This is a genomic window from Fibrobacter sp. UWH5 (assembly GCF_900142505.1).
In the GTDB taxonomy this organism is placed as follows: domain Bacteria; phylum Fibrobacterota; class Fibrobacteria; order Fibrobacterales; family Fibrobacteraceae; genus Fibrobacter.
The window spans coordinates 1-12708 of sequence record NZ_FRBB01000019.1; the positions used below are offsets into that span (position 1 = coordinate 1).

Here is a 12708-nt window from a genome sequence, read left to right on the forward strand (position 1 = left end):
CGCCGCTAGGACCGAAGTCCCCGCTCGACTTGCATGTATAAGACACGCCACCAGCGTTCGTTCTGAGCCAGGATCAAACTCTTCATTAATTTTTTTAAAGTCTTGGTCCCGTAATCACGTTCGTATTTGACTAATTCCAAGAAATTTCTTGGGCCGTCACTAAGCACATCTCCGATTCCTTCAATCTTCTCGAGAGCCTCTCGGGTTCTCGCTTCCGTCCGTTTCAGCGTTTCGGCTGTCTCGTTCGGAGGTGAGGCCAATTATAGAATTTTCTGGATGAATGTCAAGGGCGTTTCTGCAAAAAAATTCACTTTTTTTGCGATTTTTCAAAGATAACTGTTTTTAATCCACAAAAACTACAGCTTATCAACTTTTTATTCACATATTTCTTTTGACACCCAGCAAAACAAGCCCTATTTTCTTCGATTTTCTAACTCATTGATCATCAACGAAGTAGAAAAAAGTCCCTTTTATTGTATTTTTATTCCCATGACAAGCCAGAAAAACATCGTCACAACCATTTTCTTAACGTTTGCCGCCCTCTTTTTCGTCGCATGCGCCGAAGATTCAAGTCCAACAGGTGGATCCAACGACGACTGGCATAACAGAATAGAAAACATCCCCGTCAAAAGAAGTTCCTCCAGTAGCGCACAATCCAGCTCCTCTGCATACAAACTAGACGACGTATTCAACCCCGACATTTCCTATGGTGAAATTACAGACAAACGCGACGGGAAAAAATACAGGACCGTACAAATTGAAGACCAGACCTGGATGGCTCAAAACCTCGACTACGCGGACTCCGTAAACACCCCCTCCCTTAAAGGAAAGATGTGGTGCGGAGGCGATTCTTCCATCCAAGACTATTGCGATATCTTCGGAAGGCTCTACACGTGGGGCGCCGCCGTTGACTCCATAGAATTTGTAAAGGAAGGATACAACATTTCCACTAACTATGATGATTACTTGCTCGACACGACACCCTCGCCCAAAATCATAACGGGAATTTGCCCAGAAGGATGGCGCTTGCCTAGCAGCGACGAGTTTGACGACCTGTTCCAAATGTTCGGAGGATTCTCCACCGCAGGGAAGGCGCTAAAGGCAAAGACAACTTTGTGGAACACCGATTCTGGATCCGATCGTGTAGGTTTTTCTGCCATTCCCACGGGTTATCTGTTCCATGACGGATCCAAGAAATACGTTGGGGAAAACGCAAACTTTCACACAACCCAATACAATAACTTACATTCCGTCATCAAAGTGCTGGCGGCAAACCGCGCAAACGCCTCGAGCGAATTTCGCCTTCGAAAAGAAGGCTACTCCATCCGATGCATCAAGATTACAGAAGATGATTTAAGCGCGGACGATCCCGTTGCAGATGAAGATTCTACCGTAGACAATGATTCTACTGCAGACGAGTTGACAAAGTAAAGTGCCATTAATAGCAACGACCAAAATACTTGTCATCTTCTTTCCAACGAGGCTCTAGCCTAACTTTACAGGCCCCATCAATAAGGTCAAAGGGCTGATATTTCCCTTCACCATTGTGGTAAGCGCGGGAGTGATATTCTTCAATGTCCTCGATGTAGTAGATTACCGTCGAACGACACTCCCTTGACTTTCTGAGTTCATCGTAAGAAATCACCTTGTACCAGTTTCCATCTGGAGCACACTTGTACTTGACAGAATCCTTAAATGCATAAATTTCACGCACAAGGGCAGTGTCACTAATGCAGAGTCCAAGGTCTTTTTCTTTCTGCGTAAAAGGTCGCCACGCAAAGCTCGTATCACAAGCATTTGACCCGTAATGCCCATTGGCACTGCGAATATCACAAATGAACTTCTCATCCTGGGAAGCGCCACTTTCAAAAGGATTATCCAGAACTTCAAATAGGTTATCGCGATTGCATTTTCCAAAGCCTAAAAAATGGTTTAGCATTTTGCTTTGCCAGTCCCCGGTAAATTGCACCATACTGCCGCAGTAATCCCTATGATACCAACTATCTGAATGACCGCTACCATTCCTAGAATACTTTGTATCCCAGATTAGCTTCATTGAGGAAACTAGAGAATCCATATCGCGGGAAATGAGCGTCAAATTCATAAGTCCATAATCCACAATCGGCACGACGACATGTTCTTCATTCAGGATTCCATCTTCTGCAAAGTCTGCCTTGACACTATCAAGAAAATCCCTATACCCGGAAGCACTATTATTCTGCCTTACGAAGGACCAGGCATAAACGACGAAATTGGAGCGGGTGCAGATTGTCCGAACATCACAATTTACACAATGTGTGTCATAATTTCCATAGGGAACATCTACATCTTCGATATCAAAAAGTTCCTCACGAACATTGAGTTGTCTCTGTAGCTCCTGTAACGCCATATTTTTTGCAGTATAGACCGGGTAACCCTGCCGCATCAATTCCATGACTCGCGGGGTCAGCAAAGTACTTGCCGTGCTGAGTATAAATTCGTTTTTACGCCCCACCTCCGTCAAGGATTGAAGCTTTACCGTCACGGAATCATCGGCCTGTAATTCGGCAACAAACATCACCGTCTCGGATTCAATGTTCCTTGCGGGAAATTCAAAACTTACTAGATCCTTAGCCGGCTTTGCAAATACGGTGTCGCCAACAGCTTTCAGTTTTTCATTGACGGCGTAGTAGTAGAACCTGCGAACCGTAAAATCATTCTCGGCCAATACATATCCGACAGGCGCCCGATTATCTAGCCCCAGCTCATAAAGTTCCACAGGCTTTGTGTGGGATTCCGGACCAAAAAAATCTTCCCCGCAAGATACCAGAAGGAACAACAGGGCGATATGCAATAAAAATCTTAACATATACTACCCCCAGTTTCCACTCGGCACTTTTTCACGACATTCTATATACCCCTGCTGAATATCGGCATCCAGCTTGATACGGGGATGGTCAATTTTTAGGTTGAAGGAATATTCCTTGGTGTAGTCGGAACAGTCTCCAGCATAAAACTGCTCAAAGTTTTTTTGGGAAAACTTGAAATCATCGGGGCCAAGAACCAGTACATTGGAGTAACTGCCATTGTGCCATACAATTTTCTCTGCGGTTTCGCAGTTAATATCGTTGCAGCCGAAAATATCCAAATAGAACCGCGTAGTGGAAACACCACTCCAATAGGGTCTATGATCATCACCTGCGTAATCCGTCGCAGCATACTCAATATCCATCTTGAATTCAAAGGACAAGGGATTTGCAGAAGAATTCGCCCTATTTACGGACAATGTGACCATCGTGGCAGACGCAGAATCCGAATTGGTCAAAAGAGTCGAATCCATCGGCTGGTAATTTCTAAAGCGGTGGTCATGTTTCAACGACACTTTTACAATCGTATCCGGATAAAGCAAGTCTACATCCAGAGAATCCTGGCGAAGAATGATGGAATCCAGTTCCACAAAATTCGCTACCTTCAATTCATAACGATTCAAGGTTTGGGAATAGTCTTCATAGTAGTATGCATTGCAAGCCACCAAGGCTAGCGCCGCTGCACATAGCAGAATATGAAGCAACTTCGCCACCATTCTCCAATTCCTTTCCGTTACTTTCGGCCCATATCGCGGAGGCGGAACAACACGCAGGCGATATCTACGGGGCGAGGCAAGCTCATTTCGCGGCTCATGCCCTGGGGCAAATTACGGAAACCAACGTTCTTGATCTTGTCGCAGATTTTTGCGATGGCGTCGGTAATGGAATCCCCCGGCAGCACGGCAGATTTAGACGATTCGTCGGCACTGGCCGCACTCTGGCAAAGATTCAGCAGCATAAAACCGGCGCCAAAACGCTGCTGCTTTCCGGCGAGGGTCACCAGGCGGCTGGTATCCGACACCAGGAAGCCGATTTGAACAATGTAGTCTCCGTTCAGCTTGACTTTAACCTGACGTTCCACGGCGGACAGGGGCTTGATGGAAGGCTGTAAGGGTTTGACATAGTCAGAGAAAGTTCTGCTAACCGGGGAAACAAAGGCGGGAAGGTCCGTCGTCACAGCGGGTGCGGCCCCCAGGACTTCGCAGGCCTTGCCCGCAGTCTTTGCACATTCCGCATTGTAGTTGGCCATGACGATAATGTTGTCTGCAAGTTCCAGGTAGTCGCCACAGGCACCTGCCACGAGAATGAAACTGCGGGCCGCAACAGAGGACTCTGCGCCACCACAATCAGAACCGCTCTGCGGATAGCAAATATCGCGGATGCGATCGGTCAGGGGAATCAGAGGTTCGCGGTCATCGCCCAACAGCTTGCGGACGCGGACATCGCGGATAAGGAAGTTCACCGCCGAGGAGTCTTCGTCAATAAGATATGTAGAGGCGCCAGCTTCCATAGCTTCCAGCAGGTTGGCCGCTTCGCTTGTAGAGCCCGACGCACCCGCCGTCGTAAATTCCTTGGTGCTTACGCCGCCGGGCAGATTACGGACAAACTGCGACAAGTCCGTTCCGCGGACACTGCGGCCATCCTCCACACCCACGCGAACGGCAGTTTCATCGATGACAATGCCTTCGCGGCCATCGCCGGGAACATGGGGATAAACAGAACGAGTCAACGCCTGAAGCAAGGTGGACTTTCCATGGAAGGCGCCACCGGTAATAACGGTAATGCCCTTGGGAATTCCCATGCCGCGGATTTCACGACCGTTCACATTCAGCACGACAGCCATTTCGTCGGGAGACTTGAAGGGGATCGCCCCTTCCATAGGATCTTCGGAAATCCCCGAAGCGCGGGGCAACACGGCTCCGTCGGGAACAAAGGCGGCCAGGCCGCGGGAATCCAGTTCGCCAAGGATGGCGCGACGGTCTGCCAGCACTTGATAGTGGGCATCCAGGGCGGCCTCATCGCTCTTGCTATAATAGAGACCGGCTGAAACCAAGTCCGGAAGGACCATGGTCAAAATTTCGGCAGCCGCTTCCGCCTGGATCTTGCGGCCATCGCCAGGAAGGCGCACCTGAAGGACCGCACGCAACACGCCGTTATCGATCCACAGGGAATTGCGCACCAGCATTTCGGGGCCGGACACATCGAAGATTACCGCGGCATCCTTATCCGGGTAGCGTTCCAGCACCAGCTTGCTAAGCCTGCGATACAGAAAATCGCTGAGGGCCAGACGACGTTCAAACTCTACACCCCATTCCGAACCGTAGCCCAGCATCTGGAGGTCCGCCTTTATCATGATTCTGGATGCCGGAGCGTAGGGATCCCCCTGCACATGGAGAAATTCCAGTTCGAAGTCCCCAAAATCCCAAGGTTTGTCGCCGAGAGACTTGTAGAGGCCATAGTTTTTGCCATTCAGCATTCGAATTCGTTGATAAAGAGCTTTCATAAAAACAAAAATAACAATCCTACACCCCTTTTTCCCAATTTTTTATTCACTATTCACTGTACACTCTTCACTTTAAACAAACTTTTTCACAAAAAAAATTTAAATTCCAGTAAAACTTTGTATTTTTTAACGCAAACTTAATAGGAGTAATCCATGAAGAAACTGTATATTTTCGCCCTGATGGTGGCATTCCTCTCCATCAACGTCTTCGCTGCCGATTGCGATGGCGACGAACCTCCTCCTCGCAACCAGAACGCAGTGGTCAACATTATCACTGAACCTCCTAACAGCGACGTGTTCCTGGGTGGCGAACCTCTCGGCAAGAGCCCCATCGAAAACGTGACCGTCAAGTCTGGCCGTCAGACCCTCGTGGTGATCGACCAGGGTTTCGAACTGGTGAACAAGCGCGTGAACATCTGGCCGGGCAAGAACAAGTGCAATGACTTCAACTTCGGCACCAAGATTCCCAAGGGCCACATCAAGGTGACCACCAATCCTGGCAAGTGCATCATCTTCGTTGATGGCGACCAGGCTGACAAGACCGATGGCGCTCCCCTTACCGTCCACAACCTGGATGCAGGTGACCACGTGGTTCGCGCAGAATGCTCCAACCGCAAGTCTGCTGAAGCACTCGTAACCGTTAAGGGTGAAGAAACTGTCGAAGTCACTCTCGACGCTACCGGCAAGAAGAAGAAGAAGTAATTTTCGACTTCAGACACCAAGTTTGACGGAGGCCTGGCTTAACCGCCAGGCTTCTTTTGTTTTAAAAAAAATTAAATTTGCAGCAGTAACAAAGAAGGAACCGACAATGAAACGTCTCTTACTACTCTTGGCCGCAGCCCTTTTGCTTTGCTCCTGCGCCAACAAGTCCATGACCCGCTACGAAGCCTTGGCCCCTGCCCTGGAAAAGGACGGCTTCGACGGAGCCATCCACAAGGTCAAGAAAGAAGAAAAGGACCTGTACGGTTCCAACAGCCAGTTCCTCTATTATTTCGACCTGGGAACCCTCCACCATTACAACAGGGACTTCAAGGAAAGCGCCCTGAACCTGGACAAGGCCGAAGAAATTTACGACGACCTCTATACAAGATCCGTCACCAACGAAGCGGCAGCCGTAGTTACCAACGACAACGTGCGCCCCTACAGAGCCCGCCCCTTTGAAATTGTGGTGCTCCACGAACTGCAAATTTTGAACTACCTGGCCATGGGCGATGTGGACGGAGCCATGGTTGAAGTCAAGCGAGCCCAGCTAGCCTTGGAAAGACTTTACCAGAAGGATAACGAAAAGGTCAACGACAACGGCTTTTTGCGTTACCTCTGCGGCCTGGTTTACGACCTGGCAGGTGAAAGTGACGATGCCGCCATTTCTTACGTTCAGGCCGTGAAGGCCTTCGACGAAGGCAATATCAAGATGCCCAAGGAAGTTTGGGAATTCGTCAACGAGAACCTGCGCCGCACAGACCGCGCCGACAACCTGAAAGACCTGAAGCACGAACCCCTGGCAGCCACTCCCACAGCCTCCAAGGCTCACGAACTGGGTCAGGAAATTATCGTTATCGGTTATGCCGGACATAGCCCCATTCTCGGTGAACTGTACATGTCCGGAACTTTTGTCAGTGGCGGAGTCATGCATCTAAACTACAAGGATTCGCAGACCGGGAAAATCAGTTCCTTCACGCTGGTAGCCCCGCCGGTTTCCGGCGGAAACGGTGAGACGTTCCATATCGGATTCTCCCTCCCCGAAAAGAAGACCCTGCCCCAGCGAGTCAAGGGCTTTGACGTAAGTGTGGACGGCCAGAGATTTTCTCCGGAAAAAATTATGGATGTGAACGCCGAACTGGACAAGAACATCAAGGAAGAAACGCCTACCACCATTACCCGTACCGCCGTTCGCGTGACCCTTCGAACCATTGCCGCACAGCAGGCCAAGAAGGCCATGAAGACGGACAACGTCCTCCTGAATTTAGTGACAAGTCTTGGCACCGATGTGGCCCAGAGCCAGCTGGAACAGGCCGACCTGCGCATCGGTCTCTTTATGCCCAATTCCATTTATATGTCCCGAACCCCGGTAGAAACCGGCGTCCACAACGTGACCGTCAAGGCAACCGGCATGAACGGCGGATACGCTGGAGAGTACACCTTTAAGGACCTGAAGGTTGCCCGCGGACAGAAAGTATTCCTGATTATCCCCGCTATTCGCTAAAAAAGCCTCTAAAAAGGGCATTTCGGCCAATTTGCGGTTTGCTTTTTGGAAAATATTATTTAGTTTGATTCCAAAATCTTTTCTAAGGAGTAGATATGAATTTTAAGGCTCTTATTGCAGCAGGCGCCTTGCTCGCCTCCCAGTCTTTTGCAATTATCGGTATCGGTGGTCACTATGCACCTGGTTTTGGCACCAAGATGAAGGGCATGGACAAGCCTGCCGACATCGCCAAAATTGACGACTACACCAGTATCAGCCTGCAGCACGGCGGCTTTGACGGCACCATGCAGGGTTTCGGTTTCAAGCTGTGGGTAGACATTCTCCCCATTATCGACGTTGAAGCTACCGTCAACTTCCAGTTCGGTTCTTACGACGCAAGCCTCTTTGTCAATTCGGAAAAATCCGTTCAGGAAATTCCCCTGGAAGTCGAACTGGGCGGCACCCCCTTCGGCAAGGCTAATCCGAAGTTCGTAGCCATGAACGGCGACCTTTCCATTACCTACCCCATTACTTCCCTGCCCATTATCCGCCCCTACATCGGCGGTGGCGTGACCTACTACCTGAACTCCTTCGTGCTGAACCAGAAGTTCACCTCTAGCATCGTTGAAGGAGTCAAGCAAGGCGTTGATGATCTGGTCGAGGCATATGGCAAAGTCGCAGATGCAAAGTTGAACGGCGAATCTGAAGAAGTTGTCAACCAAAAGTTGCAGGCAGCCAATACCCAGGCTAGCGCCATTGGCGAGAACATGAAGAAGGATATTCAGACCAAGGCTCTTGACGAAGGTCTCAACACCTCTATCGGCGGCCACGTGCTGGTGGGTATGCGCGCCAAGCTCCCCATCATCCCCATTGCCGCATACGCCAACTTCAAGTACTACTTCGGCGGCGACTATCCCAGCGAAGTCGATCCGGGTAACATGACCGTTGAAGTGGGTGTGGGCCTCGCAATCTAATTCGGCAAATTTTTTAGGTACATAGATGACTCAGAATACTAGCAGCACAAACATTCTCATTATCGAAGACGAAATCGCCATCGCAGAAGGCCTCATCGACCTCTGCGAGCTGAATGGCTACCGCGTCAAGCATGTAATCAATGGCGAAGACGGCCTCGCAGAAGCCCTGACCGGCCAGTACGGTCTTGTACTTCTGGACCTGATGCTCCCGGGCATGGACGGCTTTACCGTTTGCGACAAGATCCGCGAACAGGACAAGAGCCTGCCCATCATCATCCTTTCTGCAAAGAATGCCGACGAAGACATCATCAACGGTCTCAAGTTCGGTGCTGACGACTATATTCCGAAGCCGTTCTCTGTTCCCATGCTCCTGGCCCGTATCGAAGCAGTGCTCCGCCGTAGCCGTCAGAGCATGGAAAACGAAGGCAAGCTTGTTGCCGGTAACCTCAAGGTGAACTTCCGCGAATACACCGGTACCCGCGGTGACGAAGAACTGGCATTCACCCGCAAGGAAATCGAAATCCTCGAATACTTGTGGACTAACCGCGACCACGCCGTTCCCCGTTCCGAACTGCTCCGCAAGGTCTGGGGTTACGAAAATGCTGAATCCGTGGACACCCGTACCGTGGACATCCACATTACCAAGCTCCGCAAGAAGATTGAAGACGATCCTTCTCACCCGAAACTGCTGGTGACCTTCCGCGGTGAAGGCTATCAGATGCGCTCTGCACCCGAATGCGAAAGATAAGTCTCAAAGAAGCTCTCTCATACGTTAAAAAGCACCAGGCGGTCATCAAGGAACGCCTGGTGTTTATTTCCATTTTCCTGATTATCGCAGTTCCGCTGACGATCATATTCGTGCAGTCTTACCGTCAGGCTCGAGACCTTAACGAACGCAACGTCCAGGAAGATATCCAGAAGGCCTTTTCCACGTTTGAACTTGCCTTGTTGCAGGACCTGAACCAGGAAAACCGCCGTTCCTATAAAGCCTACGGCATCTTGAACTCCATTGCCGTCATTGGCGGAAGCGGAAGCCTGCTCTCTGACTTTTTCGTATTCCCCGACCGCATCGGTCCGTTCTGCGAATACGACCCCAACTATCAATGTACCAAGGGCTTGATTGGTCACTTCCAGATTTCCCATAACGGAGATCTGCTTACACCGTTCTACCCGGATACAACAACCCTTATCGGCAAGTCCATCTGGGACAACGCGCTGTTCGACCACCGCGAAGAACGTAAAAAGACCCGCGACCAGATTCAGCACCTCCTGGACACCCTGGACATCAAGAACGGTCTTCCCAAGCGAGCCACCCAGATGATGGACTCCACGGAAACCATCGACCAGCTGTACGATGAAATGCCCGACTTCGCCCTCCCCGTGAGAACGGAAACCACATCGGAAGACGAAGCTATCACCTATATCGCCGAAACCCAGAAGGATGACTCCACTCTGCAGACGGACCTGCTGGCATTCTCCGGGGCAAATACCAACGTCGACATTTCCAACTTCCAGGCAAGGGCCATTAACGATACGATCGTCTTCTACAGACGAATCCTTATCGGTAAGATGCCCGTTATTCAGGGTTTTGCCGTAGACATGTTCCGTTACCTGAACTTTATCGCTCAGGACAAACTAAAAGACTACGTCTATTCCCCTTACGCCATCGAAATTTCCCTGAACGGTCAGACGATTTCTACCATCGGTCGTAGAACATCTTCCCATTACCTGAAGAAGTTCTTCTTCTTAGCCAAGCCCTACGATAGCATTCGATTCTCTATGTTCGCCAGCGAAGCGACGAACATCGGAAGCATGGTCACCCTGATTTCGGGAATCATCCTGCTGATCTTTATCGCAATCGCCCTCTGGACCATCTACCGTTTCATCCAAAGTAAGATGGCACTGGCCACCAAGCGTCAGGACTTCGTTTCTGCAATTACCCACGAGCTGAAAACGCCTCTTACCGCCATCAAGATGTATGCGGAACTTCTGCAGAATTCCTGGGTGGTCAGCGACGAGAAACGACAGAAGTATTATAACCAGATCGCCAGCGAAGCCGACAGACTTTCCCGACTGATCCAGAATGTGCTGAACCTTTCAAAACTGGATGGCAACCGCTGGAACGTGCAGCTACGCAGGGAACGCCCCAAGGCAGTGCTAGACGACTTTATCGCCACCTACAGCAAGAACGTAGAAAAGCAGGGTTTCGAGCTGACCGTTTCTTCGGATACGGATGCAAGCAACATCGCATTGCTAATTGACCGCGATGCCATTATGCAGATTCTGATGAACCTGGTGGACAATTCCCTGAAGTTCAGCAAGAAGTCGGACTACAAGATGATCAATATCGAATTGGCCATCAAGGGTACTGACATGTACCTTGCGGTCCGTGACTTCGGCCCCGGTATTCCTGCCTCCGAAATGAAGAAGGTGTTCCAGGAATTCTACCGCGTCGAAAACGAAATGACCCGCCAGACAAGTGGAACAGGTATCGGTCTTTCCATGGTCAAGAAGCTCTGCACCCTGACCAACCTGAAGATCGAACTGGAAAACGCAAATCCCGGTTTGCGCACCAAGATTCACTTCCCGCCGCTGGACCTTTAGTTAAATAATTTGTTACCGATAAAACTTAAGTTTGCAACATTTTTTGCGAACTTAATAATGTATTTTTTGCAGAAAATACTGCTGCTCAGCCGTGCTAGAAAGCAAGCCTTTTGTCGCGGCTTCCGCTTTTATGTATTTTTTAAGTACAAGGGCAAGCTGTATAACCCAGCAACCATAAAGGGATGCTAGTATGACTCAAGAAGATATTCTGCAGAATCCGTCTGAATATGATCTTTCTATTGAAACCGTTGGCGTGGGAACTCTGAAGTCCCCCATGAAGGGTATCCAGTTCACTTCTGATAGCGAACAGGTTAGCCTTACTACCGACGTAAACCGTCTGAAGCACTTCTACGAAACCAACACCCCGGTCCCCAGCCTGGAAGCAGCCGGCCCTCGCGAAACCATATTCCACGACCCGGCATGGACCCGTGCAGGCATCATTACCTGCGGCGGACTTTGCCCCGGTCTGAACAGCGTGATCAAGGGTCTCGTACAGACTCTGTGGTTTGATTACGGTGTCCGCAACATTTTCGGTATCCCTTACGGTTACCGCGGTCTGAATCCCAAGTACGGTTATTCCCCCAAGGTACTGAACCCGGACGTGGTTGACGCCATCCAGGAAGACGGCGGTACCATCCTTGGTAGCTCTCGCGGCGAACAGGACCCGGCCATCATGGTAGACACCCTGATGCGTCTGAACATCAACGTGCTGTTCTGCATCGGCGGTGACGGTACCCTCCGCGGTGCCCATGCCATTGCCGAAGAAGTCAAGAAGCGCAAGCAGCCCATTTCCATTATCGGTATTCCTAAGACCATCGACAACGACTTGAACCTGATCGACAGAACCTTCGGTTTCGAAACAGCCGTTCTCAGTGCTACCGACGTCATTACCTGCGCCCATAACGAAGCCAACGGCGCCTTCAACGGTCTTGGCCTGGTAAAACTCATGGGTCGCGACTCCGGCTTCATCGCAGCATACGCAGCACTCGCCACCACCGTGGTGAACATCTGCCTGGTTCCCGAAGTTCCCTTTACTCTGGAAGGTCTCTGCAAGGCTCTTGAAAGCCGCTACGACAACGGCAAGACTCACGCCGTGATCGCTGTGGCCGAAGGCGCCGGCCAGGAACTGTTCAACGACCAGCCCGAACGCAAGGACGCCAGCGGCAACATCCTGAAGAACGACATTGGTGAATTCCTTACCCGAAAGATCAAGGAACACTTCAAGAACGTGGGCAAGGAAATCAACATCAAGTACTTCGACCCCAGCTACATGGTCCGCAGCACCCCGGCAAAGGGCACCGACGCCATCTTCTGCTTCCAGCTGGCAGAAGCCGCCGTACACGCTGGTATGGCCGGTAAGACCGACATGGTCGTCGGCAGCATGAACAATGTGTTCTCTCATGTTCCTATCGAATACGCCGTCAGCGAACGTAAGAAGATCAACCCCAACGGAACCTTGTGGCACGCTGTTCTCGGCATGACCCGTCAGCAGGACTACTTCTCCGGTAAGGGCAAGGGCCACAAGTAATTCCATTCTTTTTAAAGTTAGCGGTACGGGAACGCAAGTTCCCAAATCCCGCTTACCCAATATCGCAAACT

The 12708-nt window shown here is 50.4% G+C and carries 10 protein-coding genes and 1 rRNA gene; 7 read left to right on the forward strand and 4 right to left on the reverse strand.

The features are described 5' to 3' along the window. Positions 1-89: ribosomal RNA gene (locus BUB38_RS12870) — 16S ribosomal RNA — on the reverse strand; the annotation flags it as partial. Between the two features lie 400 nt (positions 90-489). Between BUB38_RS12870 and BUB38_RS12875 the strand changes: the two genes are divergently transcribed. Further along, the gene (locus tag BUB38_RS12875) at positions 490-1431 is read left to right on the forward strand and encodes an FISUMP domain-containing protein (RefSeq protein ID WP_139258449.1); all 942 of its coding nucleotides are present in this window, start codon (positions 490-492) and stop codon (positions 1429-1431) included. A 7-nt stretch (positions 1432-1438) separates the two neighbouring features. Here the strand turns inward: BUB38_RS12875 and BUB38_RS12880 are convergent, their stop codons facing one another. The 3 genes from BUB38_RS12880 to BUB38_RS12890 are packed head-to-tail and all read right to left on the reverse strand — an operon-like array spanning position 1439 to position 5349. Further along, a complete protein-coding gene (locus BUB38_RS12880) occupies positions 1439-2848 on the reverse strand; it encodes a hypothetical protein (protein ID WP_073161150.1) in 1410 nt (469 codons plus the stop codon). 3 nt (positions 2849-2851) lie between these two features. After that, a complete protein-coding gene (locus BUB38_RS12885; RefSeq protein WP_139258450.1) occupies positions 2852-3550 on the reverse strand; it encodes a hypothetical protein in 699 nt (232 codons plus the stop codon). Positions 3551-3579: 29 nt separating this feature from the next. Then, positions 3580-5349: a P-loop domain-containing protein gene (locus BUB38_RS12890; protein WP_073161152.1), complete on the reverse strand. Its 1770-nt coding sequence runs from the start codon at positions 5347-5349 to the stop codon at positions 3580-3582. Between the two features lie 153 nt (positions 5350-5502). On the opposite strand from BUB38_RS12890, the gene BUB38_RS12895 reads away from it, so the two are divergent. From BUB38_RS12895 to BUB38_RS12920, 6 genes are all read left to right on the forward strand, one after another. Next, positions 5503-6051, forward strand: coding sequence for a PEGA domain-containing protein (locus BUB38_RS12895; RefSeq protein ID WP_073161153.1), 549 nt, complete (start codon positions 5503-5505; stop codon positions 6049-6051). A 106-nt stretch (positions 6052-6157) separates the two neighbouring features. After that, on the forward strand, positions 6158-7552 hold the full coding sequence (locus tag BUB38_RS12900; protein ID WP_139258451.1) for a COG3014 family protein: 1395 nt from the start codon (positions 6158-6160) through the stop codon (positions 7550-7552). A gap of 95 nt (positions 7553-7647) precedes the next feature. Continuing rightward, positions 7648-8505: a hypothetical protein gene (locus BUB38_RS12905; RefSeq protein ID WP_073161155.1), complete on the forward strand. Its 858-nt coding sequence runs from the start codon at positions 7648-7650 to the stop codon at positions 8503-8505. Between the two features lie 25 nt (positions 8506-8530). Then, entirely contained in the window at positions 8531-9253 is a 723-nt protein-coding gene (locus tag BUB38_RS12910) for a response regulator transcription factor (RefSeq protein ID WP_073161156.1), read from the forward strand. Further along, positions 9241-11109, forward strand: coding sequence for a sensor histidine kinase (locus BUB38_RS12915; RefSeq protein WP_073161157.1), 1869 nt, complete (start codon positions 9241-9243; stop codon positions 11107-11109). The genes BUB38_RS12910 and BUB38_RS12915 overlap by 13 nt, the downstream gene beginning before the upstream one ends. A 190-nt stretch (positions 11110-11299) precedes the next feature. Beyond that, positions 11300-12637, forward strand: coding sequence for an ATP-dependent 6-phosphofructokinase (locus tag BUB38_RS12920; RefSeq protein WP_073161158.1), 1338 nt, complete (start codon positions 11300-11302; stop codon positions 12635-12637). The last annotated feature ends 71 nt before the right edge of the window (positions 12638-12708 follow it).